Raw genomic sequence first — 25,803 nt, 5'->3', positions numbered from 1 at the left:
AGGCTTCGGTTCTATGGTGCCCATCTTGACAGTGAACCATCACACGTTATGATTATTACAAGCAACATGGCAATTATTGATAAGGGGACGAGAGCAATGGGCGAGCAAAAATGGAAGTTGTCCGTTCTGCAAATGGATGTCGCAATCGGACAGCCGGATGAGAATTTTAAGAAGGTAGAGCAATTATTACAACAAGCCGTTCAGGCGAATGTGAAGCCGGATTGCATTGTATTGCCTGAAATGTGGAATACGGGCTATGCCCTTGAACAAATTCATGAGCTTGCGGATAAGGATGGGGAACGCACGAAGGTGTTAATCTCCGCGTTCTGTAAGACGCATGGGGTGCATGTGGTCGCGGGATCCATAGCAGAACGGCGTGGCGATCAGATTTACAATACGATCTATGTCTTTGATCGCACAGGAGAAATCGTGGCGGATTATTCCAAAATTCATTTGTTCCGATTGATGGACGAAGAGAAGTACCTAGCCGAAGGCGATCATATCGGTACATTCGAGGCAGATGGCGTGAACGCAGGGATGATGATTTGCTATGATATCCGATTCCCGGAATTAGCTAGGAAGTTAGCGTTGTCGGGTGCAAAAATCTTGTTCGTGCCCGCGGAGTGGCCGAATCCGCGCCTGCATCATTGGCGTACGCTGCTTACGGCGCGTGCGATTGAGAACCAAATGTACGTCGTGTCCTGCAACCGTGTCGGAACGAGCGGTACGACGGAGTTCTTCGGGCATTCGATGATTATTGACCCATGGGGCGAAGTATTGGTTGAAGGACAAGACAGTGAGGAGATCCTCTCTGCGACGATTGATTTGTCATTAGTTGATGAGGTACGAGGCAGGATCCCTGTGTTTGAAGATCGTAGACCGCAGCATTACTAGGGAAGATGATGCAACACCAAAAAAGCTGCAATCCGGATGGATTGCAGCTTTATCTTTATCATTGTTGCTTAACCCAAGCGTTAAGCGCTTCATGTTGCTGCCAAAGATGAGCATGCGATTGCACATATTGTACAGCTTCGTTTTTGAAAGCAGGCATTTTCTTCGATTGGAATAGGTATTCCGCAACGACAGGATGTGACTCTGCTGCCGCACGCCATAATGCAGTCAATTGTGGCGTAATGCCGTTAAGCAAATATTCGACCAGTACACGATTATAGACGAACGCGACCGATTTGTCAGATGGATACGTCTCGATCAGACTGGACGCGGATTTTAATTGATTCATTTCGATAAAAGCGGTGATTAACGGATTATGCACATGCAGATGGTCCGTCGGATCGAGTCGGATAATTTCTTCGTTATGAAGAATAGCTTCTTTCATCCGGCCAAGCTCCATACATTTGCGAGCAAATCCCGCTTTGGAACGAAGGTATGGACGAAGTCGAACACTGCCCCATGCTTGTCCCTTGTTCTGTTCGATAAATGATGCGCCTAGTGCGTTAACTCCGACACGCATGCCTTCTTCGTAATAACCGATAGACTCTTCAGGGGTTGCTACTGCACTCTCTGCAAGAATGTTGTATGCATCGCAGTTGTTCGCATCAAGCTTAAGCGCTTGGTTCGCGAGCTCTGTACGGCGAGCGGGTGATGGTTCTTCCCATGCTTCGTATAGCAATTCTTGCGCTTCCTCTGCGACGGATTCCGTCTTCATGCCTTGAGTTATCTTCCCTTGATTGATAAGCTGGAGCATATAGTCTTTGGCCTCATCAATCGATGCGAACTTCTGCTCAGCAAGAAGCTTCTCAATGTGATGCATTTTAGATTCTGTCAGCATATGGCGTAGTTGCGGAATGCGCTGATCCAGTGGATCATAGCACGGATGTTCATTCATAAATTCCCGAATTTGCTGTACGCGCTGGGATACGGTTCCTGGTGATACACTATATTTTGTGCCAAGACTGGACTGCGTTACTTGCTCAAGGCCATGTGTCTGGGCAACGTAATATTCGATCGCCGCTGTTAATGTTTCTGTCTTCCGAATGGTCGGAGACGTCTGAGTTGCATAAGCGTGCCAAATGTGGAGTGCTTCCGTAATTTGATCCCAGCTGTAGCTCTCCTTCATATGTTCGACAATTTGCTCTGCAACCGTGTTGTAGGAAGGTGTTTCTGCGAACCATTCTTCCACAAGAGATTGAACGCTTTGCGCATTCTTTTGCGCAACAGGGATAATAATCTTCGTATCCTGACTTTGCTCTTCACTCTTGTTCATACAACATTTTTTGTACTTCTTACCGCTGCCGCATGGGCAGGGGTCATTTCTTCCAACTTTATGAATCACGAGTACGAGTACCTCCTAGAAAAAAGGGCTAAAAGGAAATTATAGCATATATTCCGATTTAAATAAATTGATCATGTTAAAATCTTGTCGAAGGATGTGGGAAAAATGCGAAAAATCATACTCATGATAGCAAGCTTCGTTCTTATTGTCGTCATCTCGATGATGGTTTATGTACAGAAGCCTGCCTGGATATTCGGTCAGACCACAGGGCAGCAAGCGTTACATGCGAGTCCTCCTGAGCTATCAGGAGATTCTTCGGGGACGCAGCCTGAAGCTTCAACCAAGCCGGAGTCCTCACCTGAGCCAGATCAGGTAGATCCTGCAATACAAGCCAAAGTGGATTCCATGTCCCTTGCACAGAAAGTTGCCCAAATGATGATCGTTGATCTGGATACGTTAGAACGCGAATCGAAGGCGACGTCTGCATCTGAGCTCAGCAAGCAGCAATATGCCGGTGTGATCTTGTTTCAGCGCAATCTGAAATCTGCGGAGCAGACCGTGAAGTTGATCACGGACTTAAAATCAGCAAAGACGAACGTACCGATCTGGGTCGCCATTGATCAAGAGGGCGGGGTCGTTACACGCCTTCCATGGCTGCCGCGATTTGCGGGCAATATGGCGTTAGGAGCTACGGGAAACCCGGATCTCGCAGAGCAGACGGGCAAGTTGATCGGCGAACAGATCGAGTCTTTTGGATTCAATCTCAATTTCGCCCCTTCACTCGACGTGAATAATAACCCGGATAATCCGGTCATCGGCATCAGATCCTTTGGCTCTGAGCCGGAAGATGTTGCTGCCATGGGGATGGCCATGGTCAAAGGGTTGCAGGAGGCGGGAATGCCTTCTGTTGTGAAGCATTTTCCTGGGCATGGCGATACATCGATGGATTCCCATCTAGGTCTGCCGTCCATTCCCTATGATCGGCAGCGTCTTGATCAAGTAGAGCTCCTACCCTTCCGAGAAGTGATGAAGCAAGGCGTGGATATGATCATGACCGCGCATATTACATTCCCGAAGATCGAGACTAAGACGGTCGTCTCCAAAAAAGATGGCGCCAGCGTCCACATTCCTGCAACGTTATCCCATACCTTCTTAACCGAGATCTTACGAGATGAATTAGGTTTTGACGGCGTGATCGTTACGGACTCTCTGGAAATGCAAGCCATCTCATCGAATTTTGGCAATAAAGAAGCGATCATCAAGGCGGTGCAGGCTGGAGCTGATCTGTTATTGATGCCGTCGAATCCAGATGCTTCGGTGAAGTGGCTAACAGATGCCGTGAAGCAAGGTGTGATATCCGAGGAGCGTATCAATGCAAGCGTGGAGCGGATCTTAACATTGAAGCACAAGTATGGACAGCTCGATTCGCAGCAGTCAACGCCGTATGTTGACCAATTCCGTATGGCTCAAAAGGCGATGCAAGACCAAGAAGCAAGACAATCAGAGCTTGCAATAGCGGAACATGCCGTGACACTCCTACAGAATCTTGACCACCAATTGCCTTTCAAGGTGAATGCGAATGCCTCACTATATGTGTTAGGTCCTTCAAGTCTATTACCCGAGATACAACGGCAGTTCCATGCGATTCTGTCGAAGGAAGGGCAGTCGCAATTTAAGAAAATCATTTCACTTCCGATAACAGGCGGAATATCGTCTGATCAGATGAAACAAATCGGAACATCAGACGCAGTCCTTCTCGTAACAAGGAATTTGAATACGGATAAGAAGCAGCGCGAAGCGGTGCGCAAGGTATGGAGCCAGCTTCGAAAGGCCAAACAAAAAGCGGCCGTCCTCTCGGTCGGCGCGCCTTATGATATTCGATATATTTCGGATGTTCCTGCCTTTGTTGCTGTCTATGGGGATCGTCCAACAGCCAACTTACCAGCAGGCGTGCGTACGCTTCTAGGGCTGAATATTCCGACAGGCAAGCTGCCTGTACGAATTCCTGATCTGAATGGCCAGACCCTGTTCGACGTCGGGGCAGGCTTAACTTATGAAGATTGAAATTGCTGTTGAATCGTCGTTTTGAACACGTCAATGAAGGCTTCTGCCGCTTTGGAGAGATAACGTCCCCTCCGGTATGCGATGACGAGCGTCCGCTTCGGCGATGGGTCCTCCAGCGGCAGATAAGTTGGAATGAACTCACTACGACGCGCACGCGCGATGAAATGTGGGACGAAAGCAATTCCCATCCCTGCGGCTACGAGGGATTGCACGGTCTCCATATTGCTGCTCTCAAACACAATTTTCGGCGTGAAGCCTGCCGCTTGGCATAGTTCTATCGCAATTTGACGGAAACCTTGGCCTTTCTTGAGCACGATGAACGGTTCATTTTTCAAATCTTCAATGCGGATGAGCCGCTCTGGGTTGCAGCTCGCGAGCGCTGCAAGAATGTGGCTCGGCGGGACCGCCAAATCAATTTTCTCTTCAATAACTGTCTCATAGGTGAGAGAAGGTTCTTGGAGCGGAAGAGATAACAGCGAGAAGTCAGTCTGGCCGTTAGCCGTTAATTTCTCCAAGTCGGCAGACGTATCTTCGACGAGAACCATTTCGATATCCGGATATTTCTCTTGGAAGACAGGTAAGACGTGCGGCAATATATGAGACCCGGTAATCGGCATACTCCCGACTACGACTTTTCCCGTACGGGTATTGGAGATGTCCGCCATCTCTTGCTTCAATTGATCGACGGCATCGATAATTTTTTGTGCTTGATTAATAAACGCTGCGCCGGCATGCGTCAGTTCAACGGAGTTGGTGTTCCTCTGAAATAGGAGGACGCCGATTTCTTTCTCGAGCTTCGAGAGCTGTTGACTTAGGGAAGGCTGAGCGATATGAAGCTTCTCGGCAGCACGGGAGAAATTCCGCTCGGCGGCGATTTGAATAGCATATTGTAATTGGCGTAATTCCATTGTAGGGTAAACCTCCTATTTTGAGATTAATGATTATGTGTTGATGACTATGACTTTTTGAAATTCCTCTATAAGAAAAACCTATAACACTTATAGTTATTATATCTTGGAGCAATCGAAATGGAAATGCTATGATTCATTCAAAGGAAAGATTTGCGTACGGAAATCAGCAATAACCGCAAATCTGATAAGGTTTCGATATGATGACGAGGTGAATGATAATGGCGAAAAAGACGATGTTTGAGAAAATTTGGGAAAATCATGTGATTCATCAAGAGGAAGGCAAACCAAGCATTTTGTATATTGATTTGCATTTGGTTCATGAAGTAACATCTCCACAGGCATTTGAAGGACTTCGCATGTCGGGTCGTAAAGTACGCCGTCCAGAACTGACTTTTGCAACGATGGACCACAACGTACCTACAAAGGATCGTTTCAATATTACTGATCCAATCTCGAAGCAGCAAATTGACACATTATCGAAGAACTGTGCAGATTTCGGCGTCACTTGCTATGACTTGAACAGTTTAGATCAAGGGGTTGTTCACGTTATGGGTCCAGAGCTTGGACTCACGCATCCAGGCAAGACGATCGTATGCGGCGACAGCCATACATCAACGCACGGTGCGTTTGGCGCATTAGCTTTCGGGATCGGTACAAGCGAAGTGGAACACGTGCTTGCAACACAATGTCTGCAACAAGCAAAAGCTAAAACATTGGAAGTTCGATTTGTCGGTAGTCGTAAACCAGGTGTAACAGCAAAAGATATGATTCTTGGCGTTATTGCGAAATACGGTACAGACTTCGCAACAGGTTATGTTATTGAATATACAGGTGAAGCAATCCGCTCCTTGACGATGGAAGAGCGCATGACGGTATGCAACATGTCCATTGAAGCGGGTGCAAGAGCAGGTCTTATCGCACCGGATGAAGTAACATTCGAATACCTGCGCGGCCGTGAATATGCACCGCAAGGCGAAGCTTATGATCAAGCGGTTGCTGCTTGGAAGCAGCTGACATCCGACGAGGGAGCAACCTATGATCTTATAGTTGACTTCGATGTCGATAGCTTGATCCCGCAAGTCACTTGGGGAACTAGCCCAGGGATGGGGACAGACATTACGGCGACTGTACCGAACCCGAATGATTTCGCTTCAGATAATGAGCGTAAAGCAGCTGAAAAAGCGCTTGAATATATGGATTTGAAACCAGGAACACCGATGTCTGAGATCGGAATCGATTATGTCTTTATCGGATCTTGCACAAATGGTCGGATCGAAGACTTGCGCGCAGCAGCTGAGATTGCACGCGGATACCAAGTTTCGAGTCAAGTAACAGCAATTGTCGTACCAGGATCTGGACGCGTTAAGATTCAAGCAGAGAAAGAAGGCCTAGACAAAATCTTCACCGAAGCAGGCTTTGAATGGCGCGATGCCGGCTGCAGTATGTGTCTTGCGATGAACCCGGACGTATTGCAACCAGGACAACGCTGCGCATCGACTTCGAACCGGAATTTCGAGGGACGTCAAGGACGCGGCGGACGTACGCACTTGGTATCACCAGCAATGGCAGCGGCAGCAGCGATCAAGGGACATTTCGTCGATGTGCGTAATTGGGAATTGAAAGCAGCGAACTAATGTATAGATTCGGAGTCAGATAAGAAGGACGAGAGGGGAAATAAACGATGGAACCATTTAAACAGCTAACAGGGATTGTCGGACCAGTCGATCGCGTGAATGTCGATACGGACGCAATCATTCCCAAACAATTTTTGAAGCGTATTGAACGTTCGGGCTTCGGTCAATTTCTATTCTATGAATGGAGATTCCATGAAAATGGCGATGTGAACACATCGTTTGCATTGAACCAGCCGCGCTATGAGGGAGCTTCGGTACTTATCTCTCGTGTCAACTTCGGTTGCGGCTCTTCCCGTGAGCATGCGCCTTGGGCGATCTTGGATTACGGCTTCCGCTGTGTCATTGCGCCAACTTTTGCGGATATCTTCTACAACAACTGCTTCAAGAACGGCATTTTGCCTATTAAATTGTCTGAAGAGCAGGTTGAAGATCTATTCCAACGTACAGCGAAGCATGAAGGATATCAATTATCGGTTGACCTTGAGAACAAAAAAATTACGGATGCATACGGTCTTGAAATTCAGTTCGATCTTGATGAGCATCGCCGTCAATTCCTTCTTCAAGGACTGGATGATATCGGCTTGACGCTGCAGCATGAAGACAAAATTGCGGCTTACGAGAAACAACGCAATCTAGCGTAATCGACAGAAATCTTTCAATCTATGATAAGAGTTTCAAACCTTTGACAAATAGAGGGTTGAAGCTCTATTTTTTTTGTTTTATATTTACTATAACACGCAACTTTTGTAAAGTTTTGGATGTCTAATGTTGTGATAAGATGTCGCGTCTTATCATGTTGCCATTGATAGAATTCAAATCTATGAAGATCAGGAGAATCGGATGAAAAAAATTGGTGCTATCGTGTTGTTCTGTTGGATGTTGCTCTTGTTGCCGAATATGATGCATGCAGAAGCGGGGTTGCAGTTATATCTCAATGGTGAGTCTGTCTCGCCGTCTGCGACGCCCCAGATAATCAAGGGGTCAACGATGATTCCGATCCGGGTTGTCGTCGAAGAACTAGGCTTCCAGGTGGACTGGAATAAGAAGACACGCATGGCCTCTATACATAATGCGGAGAAAACAATTCAGCTTGTCGTAGACCAGAAATGGGCGACGGTGAATGATAAGAAGGTTACGCTGGATATGCCGCCGACGTTGAGCAAGGATACCACATTGGTTCCGCTGCGTTTTGTCGGCGAACAAATGGGCCTTGTCGTGAATTGGGAGAGTGAGAGCAAATCCGTCTTTTTATTTTCTTCCGATTTCGGATCTGAAGTTACACAGCCTGTACCGCCGACGACAACACCAGAGCCGGAGCAAGGCGGGATTGTAACACCAACTGTACCAAGCGAGTCAAGTGATACGGATCTATCGTCTGGCGTGAAATCCGGGGAGATTGCCGAAGTACAGGCCGTGTCCTTCGAAGATAATCGTCTCATTGTCGGCGTGAACAAAAGCGGGGTCGTACCGAAGCAGGAACGGCTTACCAATCCGGACCGTGTTGTCATTGATTTGCCTAACGCGAAATTTGCGGATTCCTATTTCAAAAGCGCTGTATTCGGCACGAACGGAACCGGCGAGATCCAGGTGCCTAACCATGACGTGGTGAGTAAAATTCGGTTCTCACTCTTTTCTAATACGCCATCGACGGTAAGAATCGTGCTGGATCTGACGCAGAGTCAGAATGCCAGCGTCTATACAGAGCAAAATCCGAATACGATTGTCGTAGATTTCAATAGCGGAACTCTGATTCCTGAAGGGAATTCTGGCACTGGACAACAACCTGTCGTGACGCCGCCGCAATCCGGTAAATATATCGTGATGATCGATCCGGGGCATGGTGGGAATGATCCTGGAACGAGCAGCCCGAACAAGCGTCGTGAGAAGGATTTCAATCTGTCCGTTGCGCAAAAAGTAGCCGATTTGTTCCGAGACGATGCGAATGTGCAGATTATCATGACTAGATCAGACGATACATATCCAACGCTAAGTGATCGGGTTGCGCTAGCGAAGCAGGTGCAGGCGAATCTATTCGTGTCGATTCATGCCAACAGCGTAGAGAATAAGCCTACAATATCTGGAACGGAGACCTATTATACTCGCGAGGATGCAAGTAAGGGGTTCGCGGAAGTGATGCACGCCAAATTGGTGCAAGCTACGCAGCTGCCAGATCGCGGTGTTCGTCAGAAGAGTTTGCATGTGACACGAGAGACGACGATGCCGGCTGTACTGCTGGAGGTCGGCTATCTATCGAATCTAACGGATGAAACAGCGTTATTCTCGGATGAGTTCCAGAATCGTGTTGCGCAATCGATTAGAGACGGAATTTATGTCTATCTCGGATTACAGCCTTAAATTAATTTAAATATTTTGGAAGGGCTTCAATTCCTTTGCAGATAAGGGATTGAAGCTTGTTTTTTTGTCGACTTAGCGCAACTTTTGTAGATTTATAGACGTCTAATCATGTGGTTAGGTGTCGTAGGTTCGATGCCGTATGTTCACGCAAGTAAATCTATGAAAAGCAGGGGTGAAGGATGAAGAAAATTGGTACTTTGATGTTTTTTTGTTTGATGTTGTTCACGTTACCGAGTCTGAGTCATGCGAGTGCGGGATTACATTTGTATCTCAATGGTGTGTCACTCTCGCCGTCCGCAGAAACGCAGATGGTTAAGAGTACGACAATGATTCCAATTCGTGTCGTCGTTGAGGAGCTTGGCTTCCAGGTAGACTGGGATAAGAAGACGCGCACGGTAACTATACATAATGACAAGAAGACAATACAACTCGTAGTGTCCCAGAAATGGGCGACAGTAGATGGCAAGAAAGTCAACCTCGATGTAGCACCTATGATCAAGTCGGATACAACGCTCGTTCCACTGCGTTTCGTTGGCGAGACGATGGGGCTTGTAGTAAACTGGGAGAATGAGACGAAATCAGTCTATCTCTTCACATCGGATGCCGGGTCTGAAGTGACAGAACCGAAGCCGCCAGTAACCAAACCGGAACCGGATCCAGGCGGTACAACAGGGGATGGAACCAAAGACGAAGGGAACAATTCTTCGAATAATGGTAACGCAGGCAACGGTTCGAAGAACGAAGATTTGTCCGAGATCCAGACGATGTCCTTTGAAGACAATCGATTAATTATTGGCGTCAGCAAAGGTGACCTGAAGCCAACGCAGCAGCGGCTGACAAGTCCTGATCGCATCGTCGTTGATATTCCGAACGCGAAGTTCTCGGAGGCTTTCAATACCACGCAGAATTTCTCATCGAACGGGCAAGCGGAGTTCATCGTTCAAGATCATCCGGTGGTCAATAAAATTCGTTACTCGCAATACAGTGACAGTCCAGCAACCATTCGGGTCGTGATTGACATGAAGAAGAGCCAGAATTTCTCCGTCTCTACGACGAAGGATCCGAACACCGTGGTAGTTGATTTGAACGACGGTGGGACGACAGACCCGGGCACAGGAACGGATCCTGGAACGCAGCCTCCGCACTCTGGCAAATATATCGTTGTGATTGATGCAGGGCATGGTGCGAAGGATCCTGGAGCTATCAGCCTTAATAAGCGGAATGAGAAGGATTTTAATCTTGCACAGGCGCTGAAGGTGGCAGAAGTGTTCAAGAACGATCCTGACGTAGAGATTATTCTCACACGTACAGACGATACGTTCTTGGAACTTAAAGATCGTGTTGCGTTTGCGAAGCAGCATCAAGCGAACTTATTTGTATCGATCCATGCGAACAGTATTAACAAGTCGTCGATCAGTGGTACGGAGACGTATTATTCCCGAGATGATGAGAGTAAGGCATTTGCGCAAGTGATGCACAACAACCTTGTAAAAGGCACCGGACTCCCGGACCGAGGCGTACGCAAGCAAAGTCTGCATGTGACACGTGAGACGAATATGCCGGCATGTTTGCTAGAGGTAGGTTATTTAACGAATGCAACAGATGAATCGGCTCTCTACAAGGAAGACTTCCAGTATCGTGTGGCCCAATCCATTAAAGATGGGATTAAACAATATTTGGGATTACAGTCCTAATACGAGGTGAGAAAGTTGAAAAAAACGATTCTAGTACTTAGCGCATTATTATTAACGATAGCCATTGCAGCAGGATGCGGACAGAAGTCAGCCGATCCGAAGCCAGGCGATAAACCGCAGGTTGAGCAGCCGGCTGAACAGACGTTGAAGATTCAGTCATTCTACACGGACGATCAAATCTTGAATCTCGTGCCGCAGGACAAAGAGATTAAATTCACGGACGTGAAGGACAAGTACCTTGCAGCACTCAAGACGTTGCAGCATGCGGATGACGAGAAGCTGATTGCACTGTGGGATCAATCGGAATTTCTGTCAGCAACGCTTAGCGATGATGGTGCATTAACCGTGGATGTGAAAATCCCGGAGAACGCGCATCTTGGCGCATCGGGGGAAGATCTGGCGCTGCAAGCGGTGCTTAAGACAAGCTTTCAGTTCGATGAAGTAAAAACCGTGGATATTCTTGTCGAAGGCCAATCTGTCGATACATTGATGGGTCATGTCGAATTAGAGCATCCTTTTAGCAGAAATTAAGATAAAGAAGCAGGATCTTCCTGCTTCTTTGTTGAATTTATTATCCTTAGCGTTTTTTAATAGGTTACATAGAGAGAGGAGTCACATCATGTCTAAAAAGTTCGTCACGCTGTTTCTATCAGCGGTTCTCGTATTTGGTGCGGCAGGAAGTGCATATGCGGCAGTCACGCCAGCAAACGGGAATACATCATCTACGTCAACATCGAATAGCAAAGATAATTCGACATCAAGTACAAATAAAGAAAATACAGGAACGAGCAACACCAATAACACAAGCAACACAAGCAACACAAGCAACACCGGAAATACCAACAGCACCAATAATGCAGGAAATACAGGGACAGGGTCCTCCAATACATCCGTAGGCAGCGGAAGCGCCTTGTTCAGCGATGTGAAGAGCGGGTTCTGGGCAGAGAAGCATATTACGAAGCTAGCGCTTGAGAAAATTCTACTTGGGAACAACGGGAAATTCAGACCGAATGATCCGGTTACCCAACAAGAAGCGGTAACGATGGCGATTCGCTATATGAATCTGGAGAAAGAAGTGGATACAACGAACTCAGTCGCATTCCAGAGCGGATTCGTTGTTGACAACTACTTCAAGCCTTATGTTGCGCTAGCCTTCTCCAAAGGACTTCTGGACAAAAATGAAGAAATGACGCCATCCGGTTCCAAAGAGGCATGGGGTTCGAAAAAAGCATCGCGTGAATGGATTACGAAAATTCTCGTGCGTGCTTTGAATAAGCAAGCGGAAGCGAAGCTCGCGATGAATAAAGCGACGACGTTTGCCGATAACAGCAAGATCTCGCCTTCGATGTTAGGCTATATTAACGTAGCCCTTGATTTGAAGCTGACAACCGGGATGGAAGGCAATAAATTCAATCCTGCGGGTAACGTCACTCGCGCGCAATTAGCGACGTTCTTCAGCCGTGGGGATCAACATACGAACATCCAGTATGACAATGTATATCAAGGTGTTATTACGAATTTGACGGATTCGAATCTTAGTCTATATGGGGAAGATGGCAAAATTCATAATTTCACCCTCAAAGGAACTTCCTACTACACAGCAGATTCCGAGACTTCGGTACCCGCATCAACAGTACAAGCCTATACGAAAGTCAAAGTCATTGATACGCAAGGCACAGCAGGTTATGTTGAGGTGATCGATTCGAAGATCCAGCTCGAGTCCGTTGAGGGTAAATTCCAACGCTTACACAGCACAGGCACGAAATTTACGGTGCTCAGCAGCGATGATTATGTGACCTATGATTTTGATGCAGGAACCGCATTCTTGGATCAGAATGGTAAAGCCATCTCTGCGAAGGATCTTGCGCCAGATAGTACATTAGATATTAAACGTGAGACATTCTCTGGACAGAAGAAAGTCGTATTAGTACAAGTGAAATCGGCTCCCGTGAATAAATCAGGCGCTGGTACGATAACGGCAATTGATGTTGCCAAGCAGAGCTTTAAGGTGAGAGATGCATCGAATGTGGAAGAGACATTGACGCTCTCGTCGGATGCGATGTTGCTCTACCAGGATCAAATCCTGAAGAGCTTGTCGGAAGTCAAAGTCAACGACGTGATCTCCTATGTCGTGAAGAACGGCCAAGTGACACAGCTCGAAGTGAAGCAGACGAGCGCAAGAACCGTCCGCGGTACCTTGATCAACATCAGCACGGCGAACAAACTCGTTACCTACGTGAAGGAAGGGACTTCCCGTCCGGAAGTAAATCTCCTTGCAGACAAAGTTGAAGTCGTCGTAGACGGCATCAAGACGCCTACAATTGCTGACCTGATCGCAGATGATACGAACGGCGACGTGATCGAAATGACGATTACGCCGGATGATCGGATTTCCAAAATTCAAGTGGTTGGCCGTAAAATGGAGCAGATGCAGGAATTAACGGTCGCGGGTTATAATACGAAGCTGCAATTGTTGACTGCAACGAACGCGAAGGGCAAAGCATTCTCCTTCTATGTGACAGATACGACGAAATTTGATTTTGGCACAGGAAATGTTACCCTGAAAGACCTTGAGGCACAGCTTCCTGAGAAGACAAAAGTCAATCTGACGGTTCTTGGCGATAAAGTACTAACGCTGCAAAAAGTATATAAATACGACGGGAAGCTGCTTAGCCTTGATACATGGAAACAGACGCTAACGCTTCTAACGGATGCAGGTCAGACAATGACCTTGTCGTATGATAGCTCAGCTGTCGTATTCGTCTATGGTAAGAGTACAGGGACATCGCTGTCGGATGTGAAAGTTGGCGATATGATCTCGGCGCAGCTTCGTACGACGCAGGATAAAGTTGGGCGCATCTCGATCAAATCCCAAGCGCAATTCGAAGTTTACTCTGTCGACGCAAGCAAAAATATGCTAAAAATTAAATCAAGCACAGGATATATCGAACAAGTAAATGATGGGGTAGCTTTGCTAGACGAGAACGGTGCAGTGCTCAAAGCATCGGATTTTGCGCAAGGCCAAATCGTAAATGTGAATTTTTCAGGAAATGTTCCAGAATTGGTTCGCAAAGTAACACTCACTTATGGTAAAGTGGAATCTATTGATGCGGCGAACGCCAAAATTACGCTGAAAGACTTCTCCGGTCAGAAGAAAGAAATGAAACTGACGGCGAATTATCAGATTGTTCGCAATCAAGCGATCAGTACGAACATTAATAGCTTATCGACATCAGATCGTGTCGAAGTGCGTCTTGATGCGGATGGAAATACGGTGGTACGTGTCTTGGATACGCTCAGCCGCAAATTTAACCGCTACACTGCTTCGTCCAATGAAATTTATGTGCAACGCGCATCGTTATCCGATAACAACTATAAGTTCAATTTCGTGACGAATGTGTATGTGCATAAAGGCGATTCTTTGCTGAATCTGCAGTCCTTAACAGAAGGGGATCAGATTATCCTCGTCTTCAACAATAATCAAGTCATTGAGATTGAGAAATTGTAGGAATTTAATCAAATTTAAAAAGACAACTTTTCAGGTTCGAGAAGGTTGATTGAAGCTGAAGGGTGTATGCTTCCGTAGCGAGTTTTTCTTCGAAAAACTTTTAGAGGAACAGAGTGTAGGAGAAACCTACATGAGTACCGGATTTCGAGGGTGAAATCAAGATTCGATGTCGATTTGGCTGTATGTAATGCTTCGAGATCAAAAGAGGTCTTTTTAAATTACCTTAGGCTGCATCTGTATGACCGTCTTGATGTGGTAGCCCCGCGTCAAGGCGGTTTTATGTTCAATGAGAAGGGATGAATGAGGGATGAATAACGCGACCGTGAGGCATATACTGGATACCATTGGTGAAATGTTCCCTGATGCGCATTGTGAATTGAATCATTCAAATCCGTTCGAACTCGTAATCGCCGTACTGCTGTCAGCGCAGTGTACGGATGAGACGGTGAATAAGGTAACTGTGAATTTGTTCCAGAAATATAAGAAGCCTGAGGACTATATCGCGGTGCCTATTGAAGAATTAGAGCAAGATATTCGCCGGATTGGATTATTTCGGAGTAAAGCAAAACACATTCAACACTTGTGCATGATGCTACTAGAGCGTTATAATGGCGAAGTGCCCAAAGCGCATGAGAAGCTTGTGGAGCTCCCAGGTGTGGGTCGAAAGACAGCGAATGTCGTCATGTCGAACGCTTTTGATGTTCCGGCGATCGCTGTGGATACACATGTTGAACGTGTATCCAAACGACTTGGTCTTGCGAATTGGAAGGATTCCGTGCTTGAAGTGGAGAAAAAATTGATGCGCCGCGTACCGGAGGAAGAATGGACGTTAACGCATCATAGACTCATATTTTTCGGTCGATATCACTGCAAAGCGCAGAACCCGAAATGTGAAAGTTGTCCGTTACTCAGCATTTGCCGTGAAGGTAAAAAACGTATGAAACCTATCCAAGTAAGGAAAGATAAGGATTAAAGCAATCTAACAAAGAAGAGGATGAAATGACATGAAATGCATCTCAGTGTACACGGACAATTTCGAATTGTTCTCTGACATCTATGAGACCGTAATGGGTACAAATTTGAAAGAAAACGAAGAGACAGAAATCGAAGGCGTAACGGTGAGCGATTCGGGAAGCGTTCCTGAACATTATCTGGAGAAAATGAAAGCTAAGCCTGAAGTTGTCGTGATGAAAGTGAAAGCAGGCAATATTACGATCCTACAACATGGAAAAGTTTTTGAAATCTTTATTCCAGAAGAACAAAATATGGTACACTAGAAACCGAAATCTTACGGAAAATTCAGGGAAACCTAAATGCCGTGAGATTCGGTTTTATTTTTTTGTCGGGGAGAATAGCGATGCGTGTACTTACTACGAACGATCTACAAAATGGTTGCAAGTTAAGTCTAGAGCCGCTCGCAGCGCAGCTAGCGGAAGCGGGCGATGAGGTTCATGCAGGAAAAATGAAAGACCTGATCGAGAAGTGGGAACAAGATCAATTTACGATTGCGTTCTGTGGACATTTCTCAGCTGGAAAATCGAGTCTGATTAACCGAATCTGCGGGAAACGTATTCTACCTTCGAGTCCGATCCCGACAAGCGCCAATCTGGTGCGGATTCATAATGGCCAGCCGCAAGCCATCATTACGAAGATGCTAGCGGAGCCAGGTGCTGTACGAGAGAAAATCTCGGTACCGCTTCATGATCTGGAAGCGTATTGTGTGAATGGTGTAGATTTTGAATCGGTTGATCTCTATGACCATATTGCAATTCTTGGCGAGCATGGGACACTGCTTGACACCCCAGGCGTGGATTCGACGGATGATGCGCACCGGATGTCAACGGAATCGGCATTGCATCTGGCTGACGTCGTGTTCTACGTCATGGATTACAATCATGTTCAATCCGAGATTAATTTTACATTTGCCAAGCAATTAGCTGATTGGGGCAAACCGATCTATCTCATTGTGAATCAAATTGACAAGCACCGTGAGCGGGAGTTGTCCTTCGAGAACTATCGTGCCGGGGTAGAGCAAGCTTTTGCGGCATGGAACATCAAGCCGGCTGGCATCCTCTACCTGTCTCTCAAGCATCCGGATCATCCGCAAGATGAATGGGAGAAGCTGAATTGGTTGATGGGAGCTTTGATGACCCGTCAGACAGTGCTAAGAGAACACAGTGTTGTCGGTTCGGCGGCGCAGGTGGTCGAAGCGCATTTGCGGCAATATGCTACGTTATTGGAACCGAAGAAGCAGGAGCTCATGGATCGGATGGGCGGTCAGGAACAAGCATCTCGGCTTGCTGAAGAGCTCGCGGCGCTAGAAGCTGAAGAGAAGCGGCTGGCGAGCGAGGGAGATCGTATTCAAGCTCAGTTTAGAGAGGAACTGAATCGCCTCCTGGACCAAGCGAATATTATTCCTGCGGAGACACGTGATCTGGCGGATACGTATCTACAGAGTCGAAAACCCGGATTCAAGGTCGGGTTCCTGTTTACGGCAGGGAAGACCCAAGAAGAGCAAGCGCGTCGGTTAACGGCACTCTATGATCATTTCATAGAGCAAGTACGTGCGCATGTCGATTGGCATGTCGGGGATTTGTTGCGGAAATTGTCGGAGCGCGCAAGCGTGCCGGAGGCGGCATGGTCATCGACGTTCGCCGAGGTGTCAGGGGCAGTGACGCCAGCCTGGTTAGCAGCCCGCGTCAGCGAGGGCGCCTCGTTCACGAATGAATATACGATGAATTATTCGAAACAGATTAGCGCTGACGCGAAGGCGCTCTATCGCAAACAAGCGCTAGCGATTGCGGAAGATCTGCTCGAGCAGCTGCGCCGTGGTCTTGAGGCGCAGGCTGCGGCTGTACGCGAGCAGCACGCGCAGCTGCTCGCCCGTTCGGCTGCGCTCGCAGAGTTGCGCAGCCTCGAGCACAGCGAGCGTGCGCACGCGGAGCGCATGCGGGCGCTCGCGGCGTCGCAGGGCGCTGCCGCATCCGGCATGCTGCCGGATGTGGCGCAGGCGCCTGTGCGCGCAAGCGCGGGCAGCGCGGACGCAGCCGCTGCTGCGCCGGGCGCCGCCGCGCCAGCGCCAGCCGCGCAGCGCGCCACAGCGGCGCAGGGCGCGCCCGCAGCGCCTGCAGCAAGCGCCGCGGCCCGCGCACGCGAGCACGCGCGCCAGGCGGCCGCGCGGCTGCGCAGCGCGCAGGCGCTGCTCGCGCCCTACCCCGCGATGAAATCGCTCGGGGCAGGGCTTGCGCGCAAAGCGGAGCGGCTGGACGACAGCCGCTTCACCATTGCCTTGTTCGGCGCGTTCAGTGCCGGGAAGTCCTCCTTCGCCAATGCGCTCATTGGCGAGGACGTGCTGCCGGTATCGCCGAACCCGACGACAGCCGCCATCAATCAGTTGATGGCGCCGACCGAAGACTTTCCGCACGGAACGGCGGAGATCATCATGAAGAGTCGGGAAGCGATGCTCGAAGACATCGCCTTCTCGTTATCGATGCTTGGACTTGAGATGCCGTCCGAAGGTAAGCTGCTGGACACCATCCGCAGCTTGAAGCCGGAACAAGTTCAACCGGCAGGTCGGCCGCATTACAGCTTCCTAAAGGCAGTCGCCAAGGGGTGGGTTGCATCCGAATCGCTGCTTGGTTCGAGTTTCCAAGCGGATCTCCCGCGCTACCGGGCTTATGTTGCCGAGGAAGACAAATCTTGTTTCGTGAGCGTGATTCATCTCCACTACAGCTGCCCATTAACCGATCAAGGGATCGTCTTAGTGGATACGCCGGGTGCGGACTCAATCAATGCGCGGCATACAGGGGTGTCGTTTAATTATATAAAGAACGCGGATGCGATTCTTTTTGTTACCTATTATAATCATGCATTCTCCCAAGCGGATCGGCAGTTCCTCCAGCAGCTTGGACGGGTAAAAGATGCCTTTGAACTTGATAAAATGTTTTTTATTGTCAATGCAGCGGATTTGGCAGGCTCCGAAGACGAGCTTCAAGGCGTGCTGACATACGTTGAGAACCAACTTTTGGAATATGGCATTCGATTCCCAAGACTGTATCCGGTCTCCAGCCTTCATGCACTTGACGCGAAATTGAACAGCGATGCAGCGGCGTATGAAGCATCAGGTCTTCCTGCCTTCGAGCAGGAATTCATTCGATTTACGATCGAAGAGTTAGGACAGATGGCGATCCAATCGGGTGAACAGGATCTCGTCCGCGCAGAGCGGATGATTCGCCAATGGATGGAGGCCGCGCAGGCGGATGAACAAGAGAAGCAGCGGCAGCTCGTACAACTCGAACAGAATGAACAGCAAGCGGGCCAATATTGCGAAGCGCTGCTGCGCCAAGCGGCAGTAGACGCACCGCTGCTGTCGAAAGAGGCGCAAGAGCTGCTTTATTACGTGAAGCAGCGGATCCGGTACCGATTTAGTGATTTGTTTAATTATGCTTTTAACCCAGCCACGCTGCGGAGTGATAGTCAGGATCTGAAGCTCGCCCTGAAGAGCTGCATTCTTGAGATCCATCGGTTAATTGCGCTCGAGCTATCGCAGGAGCTGCTGGCGACGACGCTCCGGCTGGAGCAAGCCGTGCTCAAATTGGCTGCACGCCATGCGGAGCAGACGGTTCAGGAAATACAGTCTGTACTTCCAGCTTTTGAGTCTGGCGCGTTGCAGGCTTCACAGAGCACGCCGCCTGCGGTGAAGGAGAACTTGCCGTCGCCGAATGTGGATTTCCGTGAGTTGTGGTCGATCTTCAAGAATCCGAAATCCTTCTTCGAAGGGGAAGGTAAGGCGCGACTCCGTCAAGTGATCGAATCGGCGTATGTCGATCCAATTCAAGCCGCGGTTCATGAACATGAACAGGGATTCGTTATGCATTACACTGCATACTCCGAGCAAGTCCTACAGCATTATGCAGAGCAAATACAGGCTGCGGCAGCAGAGCAATGCGAAGGGATTCGAAACTCGCTCGTACAGCAGACGGACATCGATAGCCTGGAAGTGCTGATCCATGCGCTTCGAACGGCCAAATGATTTTTTAACCCAATTTTCAAAATATCAAAGCCTCGTACAAATCGTGTATTTGTGCGGGGTTTTGTGTTTTTATGAATTGAATGTGCCAAAGAAAGCGATGTATTTGGATGATTTAAAAGAACATCGTACATTTGTTCCTTAATTCGCCTTCACAATCTAGTTACAGGGATTAAATGACCTCAGATGCTCTTTGAAGTGATCTGAGCATGATGTTAAACTGCATGAAGTTAAAAAAGTTTTAACGAAAAAAAGGAGAGAGAGAATGGACGTTTTCAGGAGACTTAAAACTTTTTACTGGCCGGAAAGACGTTTTCTCGGGTTATCGATTCTTTGCTTGGTTGTTGCAACGGCGCTGGGTCTGGTGTACCCGAACTTACTGCGGATCATGATTGATGACGTGATCGGGAAAGAGAACTACGGCATTGTGTTACCGCTATCCCTAACCGTACTTGTGGTCGTGAGCATCAAAGGCTGCTTGCAATTTCTACACGGTTTCTTCGGGGGAAGACTAGGCAACCGGGTTGCTTATTCCATCCGAAATGCATGCTACGAGAAGCTGCAGTATTTATCTTACCAGTACTATAACACGGCGAAGACTGGGGACTTGATGTCGCGTCTAACCGCCGATCTAGAAGCACTGCGGAACTTCATAGGTTTTGGATTTGCGCAGATTCTGAACATGATCTTGATGGTCTTGTTCGGTACGATCATGATGGTGTCGATTAATTGGCAGCTGACGTTGATCACGATGGTCTGTATTCCATTGCTGGTCTACACAGCCATTCGGTTCGAGAAGAAGATTCATCCAGCATTCCGCGAAATGCGTCAAGCGATGAGCCAGCTGACGACGGCGGTGCAAGAAAATATTACAGGTGTTCGGACGGTCAAATCGTTCGCACGTGAGGCCCATGAAGTTGATAAATTTGGCACGAAGAATGAACTCTACAAAGCGAATCAAATTCGCACCGCAATGCTCTGGGGAACTTACTTCCCGGTGATGGAAATTCTCGCATGTATGAGCGTTGTGATCCTGTTGGGGTACGGCGGCGTACAGGTTATTGAGAAGAATTTAACTCTTGGGGAACTCGTCGCATTCTTCAGTATGATCTGGTACATTATCGGACCTATGTGGGGAATTGGCTATCACATCAACAACTACACGCAATCCAAAGCTTCCGGTGAGCGGATTCTTGAATTGCTCGATCATGCGGTGGATGTCGAGAATCGTAAAGATGCGATTGTCTTGCATCCCGATCAAGTGAAAGGTCATGTTCGATTTGAGAACGTTTCCTTCGGCTACGGGAACGCTCCTCATGCGGTGCACAATATTTCGCTTGATGCGGCTCCAGGCAAAATCATCGGGCTTCTCGGCGGTACAGGCGCAGGGAAATCGACGATCATCTCCCTTATCATGCGAGCTTATGATGTCCAAGAAGGACGCGTAACGCTGGACGGCGTCGATGTGCGCGATCTGGACATTCAGAGCTTGCGCAGTCAGATTGCTACGGTATTCCAAGAGACGTTCCTGTTCTCAGCGACTATCCGCAGCAATATCGCATACGGATTGCGTGACGTGACCGACGAACAAATCGAGCGTGCTGCTAGACTTGCGAAAGCGCATGATTTCATTAGCGAGTTACCCGAAGGTTATGACACGGTTGTCGGCGAACGGGGTATGGGTCTATCCGGTGGACAGAAGCAGCGGATTGCGATTGCAAGGGCTATCTTGATCAATCCTAAGATCTTGATCCTGGATGATGCCACGAGCGCCGTGGATATGGAGACCGAACATGAGATTCAAGCTGGGTTCCGAGAAGTAATGAAAGGCAGAACGACATTTATTATCGCGCATCGGATCTCCTCGTTGCGGCATGCGAATGAGATTCTCGTCTTAGATCAAGGTGAGGTTGTGCAACGTGGCGGCCATGACGAATTGATTGCCAAACCGGGTCCATACCGTGATGTTTATGATATTCAATATGCGGATCGCGCCGAGCTCGAAGCGATTGCATTAGGAAAGCAGGTGATATCATGAGTGCACAGGCGGAGAAAGCACAAGCCAAACGCGGTGTGAATCAGCGGTTCATCTATCAAGATGACGATCAGATTGAGAAGTCATTTAACTGGGCGCAATTCACAAGATTATTTGCTTTTATGAAACCGTATGCGAAGCAAATGCTCCCAGTCATTATCGTCATGATGATTCTTGGTACGATTACACGGCTTGCGGTACCGCTCTTGATCAGTCTAGCGATTGATAGGGCGATTGCGCCAAAAGTCGGCAATCCAAGCTACTCATTACTCTATACGTATACGGGTGTTGTACTCGTGCTCTATATTATCCAGTGGGCAGCAAATACGTACCGCATTAAATTTACGAACATTATCGGTCAACGTGTTATTTATGATTTACGTACCGCATTGTTCAAGCATATTCAGAAATTATCATTCCGTTTCTACGACACAAGACCAGCAGGTTCCGTGCTCGTTCGGATCACGAATGACGTGAACTCGTTGCAAGATTTGTTCACGAACGGGGTTGTCAACGCGATGATCGATTGCGTCCAGCTCGCGGGGATTATCGTGATCCTGTTGTTCTTGAACTGGAAGCTCGCGATCGCGGTAATGATTACCGTACCGATCATGTTCATCGTCTCGACAAAGCTGCGGAAGAAAATCCGTATCGCGTGGCAGGATGTGCGTGTGAAGCAGTCTCGTATTAACTCGCACTTGAACGAAGCGATCCAAGGGATTCGTGTAACGCAAGCGTACACCCAAGAGAAGGAGAATATCAGCTTCTTCAACGATATGAATACCGTGAACCGTAAATCATGGGACCATGCTTCAATGATGAACCAGACGTTCGGACCCGTGATTGAAATTACGGGAGCCATTGGGACATTTATCTTGTTCTGGTACGGCGCACATCTTCTTCAATCGGGCGCTCTGACAGTAGGTTTGCTCGTCGCATTTGCGAACTACGTCGGGAACTTCTGGGATCCAATCAATCGACTTGGACAGTTGTATTCGCAGCTGCTCGTGGCGATGGCTTCCTCGGAGCGTATCTTCGAATACCTCGATGAAGTGCCGAACGTGGCGGAAGACAAGCATGCGAAGGAATTGCCGCCAATTCGCGGCGACGTGAATTTCAAGAATATCGTATTCGAATATGAGAAAGGCCGCCATGCGCTCAAAGGGATCTCGCTTGATGTGAAGGCCGGACAATCGATCGCGCTCGTCGGTCATACGGGTTCGGGGAAAAGTACGATCATCAACCTATTAAGTCGGTTCTATGATCCGGTAGAGGGGCAGATTCTCATCGACGGCGTCGATATCCGTGAGGTGACGATCGAGAGCTTGCGATCGCAGATCGGGATCGTGATGCAGGATACGTTCATCTTCTCGGGTTCGATTCGCGATAACATTCGATTCGGTCGATTAGATGCAACGGATGAAGAGGTTGAAGCAGCTGCAAAAGCGGTCAACGCGCATGAATTCATTACGAACATGCCGGATGGCTATGATACGCAGGTTGAAGAACGCGGGAATGTTCTTTCGATGGGACAACGGCAACTTTTGTCATTCGCACGCGCTTTGCTTGCGAACCCACGTATCCTCATTCTGGATGAAGCAACGGCAAGTATCGATACCGAGACAGAAGTGAAGATCCAAGAAGCGCTGAAGACGCTGCTGCAAGGCCGGACTTCCTTCATCATCGCGCATCGGCTCTCGACGATTCGTCACGCGGATCATATCGTCGTGCTGGATCATGGTAGAATCCAGGAGCAAGGTACTCATGAATCGTTAATGACGCAGCGGGGGACCTACTTCGGATTGATTGAAGCGCAATATCGCTTCTTATAGCATCATACGGGTTTCTGAGACGCTTACCGCCCATCCTAGGGCGGTAAGCGTTTTTTTGTCGTGCGATGCCTAGGATCGGAACCGCTGCCGGTATTTACTCGGCGAGATCCCTTCCAGCTTCGTGAAGCAGGAAGTGAAATAAGCCCCTTGGTTGAAGCCGACTTCTTCCGCGATTCTCGCAATGGAATCATCGGTCTGCAGCAATTGCAGCTTGGATTGCTCAATGCGATAACGCTGCAGGTACTCCATGGGTGAGCAGCCGTATTGACGGTGCATACAGCGAGCGATGTAGACGGGGTGGAAATTGGTCTCCTCACCGAGCCTTGCAGCTGTGATCTCCTCCCGAAAATGCTGCCGGAGATAAGCAGTTGCAAGCTCGGCACAGTGTGTCGACGTATTGCCACCCTGTGCCTTCATCGAAGCGTAGAGCAGCTGCAGCAATTCTTGAAATACAACCTGCTGCTGCCAACGTACCTGCTGAGAATCAAGTCCCTGCTCCAAGGCATTCAGTTGCTCGATAATGCTGAAAACTTTACTCGGTTGTTCAAGGCAGGTGAATTGCGGCAGATATAAGTCAAAAGTACGGGTTAGAAATTTGGATACCGGTTTTTTCGAAATATCGTCGGTAACAGGGTTCATGTGATGCTGCGGTAGGAACGACCAAGGACCGTCAGTCTGGAAATGCAACCAGTAATAATCGGTGTCTTCGTCACACGAAGCGGTTGCGTAATGATAGCGGTCCGGCAGCAGAATGAGGGCATGATCCTGACGCACCTCAAATGTCTCTTGCTCCTCGCCCATATACAGGCAACCCTTCTTCATCACAAGGAGATCAAAGACTTGAATATTCGAACGGTTGGGGTGTTTTTGACCTTTGAGCAGCGTATGGGGCCCGCTCGTGATGTAATGCGGAAGCGGCGGGGCAGTAAATTTTAGCATGGGCGTTCGTTCCCCTTCTGAGAGATTGCAAGGTTTGAATTTTATAAATATCGGTTGGTATCTTAATATTCAATTCTCAGTATAGCATTTATAATTTAGTCGATCTATCATGTGCGAGTTGAACATCAGGAGGTTTGTATTATCGATATGGATGATAAGAAATTTACATTATGGGTGCTGGCGTGGCCCATATTCATTGAAGTCTTTTTGCAGTTTCTACTGGGTACGGCAGACACGTTAATGGTGAGCCGCATTTCGGATGATGCGGTGGCCGTCGTGGGCTTCTCGAACCAATTATTTAATGCGTTAATGATCCTGTTTACGACGGTTGCGAGCGGTGCGGGGATCCTGATCGCGCAGAAAATGGGTTCAAGGCAGCAGGAGCATGCACGAACGATCGGGATGATGGCGTTGAACGTCGGGACAGCGATCGGGCTGCTGTTAAGTCTGTTGCTTATTTTGTTCCCTGTGCCGATCGCTCGAATGCTCCAAATGCCTGAACCGCTGCTTCCGCTCGGGAAAATCTATATTGCCATCGTCGGCGGTGGGATGGTGCTTACGGCGATTATGTCCACGCTTAGCACCGTCATTCGGAGTACGGGCAATACGAAAGGTCCGATGTTTATCGCCATTGGGATGAATGTCGTGCATATCTTTTTTAACTATGCGTTTATATTCGGCGCCTTCGGGTTCCCGCAGTGGGGATTAACCGGGGTTGCGATCTCTACCTTGCTCAGCCGGGTACTTGGGACGATTATGCTGATGGGCATGTTCCTGAACACGTTTGAACGGCGGGTCACTTGGCGGGATTTATGGACCTTCGATGCGAAGTTATTCAAGGATGTTATGCGGATTGCTTGGCCGCTCGGGGTGAATATGGCAAGTTGGGTGTTCTCGCAGCTTATTATTTTTACCTTTATTTCGATGCTGGGATCCAAGGAAATGGCGGCGCGTACCTATATGAATACGCTAGAATCCTTCTGCTTCTTGCTTGGTTCATCCGTCGCCATGGCTGTACAGATTCAAGTTGCCCATCTATTCGGCGGGAAACGCACGGATCTGGCTTACCGGAGCGCTTATCGGGCGTTAGGCATTGGACTTGTGCTCGTCACGGTCAATGCGTTCATCATCTATTTGTTCGGGCGTCAATTTCTTGGATTTTTCACGACCAATCCTGAAATCATTGCCCTCGGTGCGTCATTGCTTGGGTTGAACTTGATCTTGCAACCAGGAAAAATGATGAATATGGCGCTAGGGAACTCATTGAATGCCGTAGGAGATTCGAGGTATACGATGACGATTGCGATTCTCTCCATGTGGTCCATTGCAACAGGGCTATCTTACGCGCTTGGCATCCATCTGGGATGGGGACTGATCGGAATCTATTGCTGCATGATCGCAGATGAGTATTTGCGGGGAATTCTCGTATGGTTCCGCTGGAAAGGGCAGAAGAAACTACGGTACGCCGAGCGTCTAGAGCCAGTTTCGATTAAGACATGCATTCAATCGGAAGTGTTATAAGACCTGCGCAGATGATAGAATAAGAGACATGCAAATTTTATTCATGCG

At 48.3% G+C, this 25,803-nt stretch carries 17 protein-coding genes; 14 read left to right on the top strand and 3 right to left on the bottom strand.

All coding sequences use genetic code 11. The features are described from left to right. Window positions 1–96: 96 nt before the first annotated feature. Entirely contained in the window at window positions 97–894 is a 798-nt protein-coding gene (locus tag GCU39_RS12890) for a carbon-nitrogen family hydrolase (protein WP_152393885.1), read from the top strand. Between the two features lie 58 nt (window positions 895–952). Here the strand turns inward: GCU39_RS12890 and GCU39_RS31505 are convergent, their stop codons facing one another. Further along, window positions 953–2,293, bottom strand: a complete 1,341-nt coding sequence (locus GCU39_RS31505) for an SEC-C metal-binding domain-containing protein (protein WP_193726912.1) — start codon at window positions 2,291–2,293, stop codon at window positions 953–955. A gap of 105 nt (window positions 2,294–2,398) precedes the next feature. On the opposite strand from GCU39_RS31505, the gene nagZ reads away from it, so the two are divergent. Beyond that, complete coding sequence (gene nagZ, locus GCU39_RS12880) at window positions 2,399–4,297, top strand: beta-N-acetylhexosaminidase (protein ID WP_152393884.1); 1,899 nt, start codon at window positions 2,399–2,401, stop codon at window positions 4,295–4,297. On the opposite strand, the gene GCU39_RS12875 is transcribed toward nagZ, so the two are convergent. Next, window positions 4,285–5,205 carry a LysR family transcriptional regulator gene (locus tag GCU39_RS12875; protein WP_152393883.1) on the bottom strand — a complete coding sequence of 307 codons (921 nt, stop codon included), beginning with the start codon at window positions 5,203–5,205 and terminating at the stop codon, window positions 4,285–4,287. The two genes, nagZ and GCU39_RS12875, sit on opposite strands and share 13 nt — an antisense overlap. Window positions 5,206–5,420: 215 nt before the next feature. Here GCU39_RS12875 and leuC point away from each other — a divergent pair, with 215 nt between their 5' ends. The 11 genes from leuC (at window position 5,421) to GCU39_RS12815 (ending at window position 23,295) form a co-directional block, all read left to right on the top strand. Continuing rightward, the gene (leuC, locus tag GCU39_RS12870) at window positions 5,421–6,842 is read left to right on the top strand and encodes a 3-isopropylmalate dehydratase large subunit (protein WP_152393882.1); all 1,422 of its coding nucleotides are present in this window, start codon (window positions 5,421–5,423) and stop codon (window positions 6,840–6,842) included. A 47-nt stretch (window positions 6,843–6,889) separates the two neighbouring features. Continuing rightward, complete coding sequence (gene leuD / locus GCU39_RS12865) at window positions 6,890–7,483, top strand: 3-isopropylmalate dehydratase small subunit (protein WP_152393881.1); 594 nt, start codon at window positions 6,890–6,892, stop codon at window positions 7,481–7,483. A 199-nt stretch (window positions 7,484–7,682) separates the two neighbouring features. Next, entirely contained in the window at window positions 7,683–9,197 is a 1,515-nt protein-coding gene (locus tag GCU39_RS12860; RefSeq protein ID WP_152393880.1) for an N-acetylmuramoyl-L-alanine amidase family protein, read from the top strand. A 215-nt stretch (window positions 9,198–9,412) separates the two neighbouring features. Then, window positions 9,413–10,891 (top strand): N-acetylmuramoyl-L-alanine amidase family protein, encoded by a 1,479-nt coding sequence (locus GCU39_RS12855; protein WP_227793566.1) that lies wholly within the window; start codon window positions 9,413–9,415, stop codon window positions 10,889–10,891. Between the two features lie 15 nt (window positions 10,892–10,906). Beyond that, the gene (locus GCU39_RS12850; RefSeq protein WP_193726911.1) at window positions 10,907–11,422 is read left to right on the top strand and encodes a GerMN domain-containing protein; all 516 of its coding nucleotides are present in this window, start codon (window positions 10,907–10,909) and stop codon (window positions 11,420–11,422) included. An 88-nt stretch (window positions 11,423–11,510) separates the two neighbouring features. Then, a complete protein-coding gene (locus tag GCU39_RS12840; protein ID WP_193726910.1) occupies window positions 11,511–14,399 on the top strand; it encodes an S-layer homology domain-containing protein in 2,889 nt (962 codons plus the stop codon). A 307-nt stretch (window positions 14,400–14,706) separates the two neighbouring features. Further along, entirely contained in the window at window positions 14,707–15,372 is a 666-nt protein-coding gene (gene nth / locus GCU39_RS12835) for an endonuclease III (RefSeq protein ID WP_152393876.1), read from the top strand. A gap of 31 nt (window positions 15,373–15,403) precedes the next feature. Continuing rightward, window positions 15,404–15,676, top strand: a complete 273-nt coding sequence (locus GCU39_RS12830) for an NAD/NADP transhydrogenase alpha subunit (RefSeq protein ID WP_152393875.1) — start codon at window positions 15,404–15,406, stop codon at window positions 15,674–15,676. 80 nt (window positions 15,677–15,756) lie between these two features. Further along, the gene (locus GCU39_RS12825) at window positions 15,757–19,431 is read left to right on the top strand and encodes a dynamin family protein (protein ID WP_152393874.1); all 3,675 of its coding nucleotides are present in this window, start codon (window positions 15,757–15,759) and stop codon (window positions 19,429–19,431) included. A gap of 262 nt (window positions 19,432–19,693) precedes the next feature. Continuing rightward, window positions 19,694–21,466 carry an ABC transporter ATP-binding protein gene (locus GCU39_RS12820; protein WP_152393873.1) on the top strand — a complete coding sequence of 591 codons (1,773 nt, stop codon included), beginning with the start codon at window positions 19,694–19,696 and terminating at the stop codon, window positions 21,464–21,466. Then, window positions 21,463–23,295, top strand: coding sequence for an ABC transporter ATP-binding protein (locus GCU39_RS12815; RefSeq protein ID WP_152393872.1), 1,833 nt, complete (start codon window positions 21,463–21,465; stop codon window positions 23,293–23,295). The genes GCU39_RS12820 and GCU39_RS12815 overlap by 4 nt, the downstream gene beginning before the upstream one ends. Window positions 23,296–23,364: 69 nt before the next feature. Here GCU39_RS12815 and GCU39_RS12810 read toward each other — a convergent pair whose 3' ends face one another. Beyond that, the gene (locus tag GCU39_RS12810; RefSeq protein ID WP_152393871.1) at window positions 23,365–24,234 is read right to left on the bottom strand and encodes an AraC family transcriptional regulator; all 870 of its coding nucleotides are present in this window, start codon (window positions 24,232–24,234) and stop codon (window positions 23,365–23,367) included. Window positions 24,235–24,381: 147 nt separating this feature from the next. On the opposite strand from GCU39_RS12810, the gene GCU39_RS12805 reads away from it, so the two are divergent. Next, window positions 24,382–25,755 carry an MATE family efflux transporter gene (locus GCU39_RS12805; protein WP_193726909.1) on the top strand — a complete coding sequence of 458 codons (1,374 nt, stop codon included), beginning with the start codon at window positions 24,382–24,384 and terminating at the stop codon, window positions 25,753–25,755. Window positions 25,756–25,803 lie beyond the last annotated feature (48 nt).

It is taken from the genome of Paenibacillus guangzhouensis (assembly GCF_009363075.1).
GTDB classification, from domain to species: Bacteria; Bacillota; Bacilli; order Paenibacillales; family Paenibacillaceae; genus Paenibacillus_K; species Paenibacillus_K guangzhouensis.
This window is presented reverse-complemented; position numbering and strand designations above follow the sequence as displayed.

Excerpts from the sequence above, each read along its gene's own strand:
- GCU39_RS12830 (WP_152393875.1), top strand. The coding sequence starts at position 15,404 with ATGAAATGCATCTCAGTGTACACGGACAATTTCGAATTGTTCTCTGAC.
- GCU39_RS12820 (WP_152393873.1), top strand. The coding sequence starts at position 19,694 with ATGGACGTTTTCAGGAGACTTAAAACTTTTTACTGGCCGGAAAGACGT.
- GCU39_RS12805 (WP_193726909.1), top strand. The coding sequence starts at position 24,382 with ATGGATGATAAGAAATTTACATTATGGGTGCTGGCGTGGCCCATATTC.
- GCU39_RS12815 (WP_152393872.1), top strand. The coding sequence starts at position 21,463 with ATGAGTGCACAGGCGGAGAAAGCACAAGCCAAACGCGGTGTGAATCAG.
- GCU39_RS12875 (WP_152393883.1), bottom strand. The coding sequence starts at position 5,205 with ATGGAATTACGCCAATTACAATATGCTATTCAAATCGCCGCCGAGCGG.
- GCU39_RS12860 (WP_152393880.1), top strand. The coding sequence starts at position 7,683 with ATGAAAAAAATTGGTGCTATCGTGTTGTTCTGTTGGATGTTGCTCTTG.
- GCU39_RS12855 (WP_227793566.1), top strand. The coding sequence starts at position 9,413 with ATGTTGTTCACGTTACCGAGTCTGAGTCATGCGAGTGCGGGATTACAT.
- leuC (WP_152393882.1), top strand. The coding sequence starts at position 5,421 with ATGATAATGGCGAAAAAGACGATGTTTGAGAAAATTTGGGAAAATCAT.
- nth (WP_152393876.1), top strand. The coding sequence starts at position 14,707 with ATGAATAACGCGACCGTGAGGCATATACTGGATACCATTGGTGAAATG.
- GCU39_RS12825 (WP_152393874.1), top strand. The coding sequence starts at position 15,757 with ATGCGTGTACTTACTACGAACGATCTACAAAATGGTTGCAAGTTAAGT.
- leuD (WP_152393881.1), top strand. The coding sequence starts at position 6,890 with ATGGAACCATTTAAACAGCTAACAGGGATTGTCGGACCAGTCGATCGC.
- GCU39_RS12890 (WP_152393885.1), top strand. The coding sequence starts at position 97 with ATGGGCGAGCAAAAATGGAAGTTGTCCGTTCTGCAAATGGATGTCGCA.
- GCU39_RS12840 (WP_193726910.1), top strand. The coding sequence starts at position 11,511 with ATGTCTAAAAAGTTCGTCACGCTGTTTCTATCAGCGGTTCTCGTATTT.
- nagZ (WP_152393884.1), top strand. The coding sequence starts at position 2,399 with ATGCGAAAAATCATACTCATGATAGCAAGCTTCGTTCTTATTGTCGTC.
- GCU39_RS12810 (WP_152393871.1), bottom strand. The coding sequence starts at position 24,234 with ATGCTAAAATTTACTGCCCCGCCGCTTCCGCATTACATCACGAGCGGG.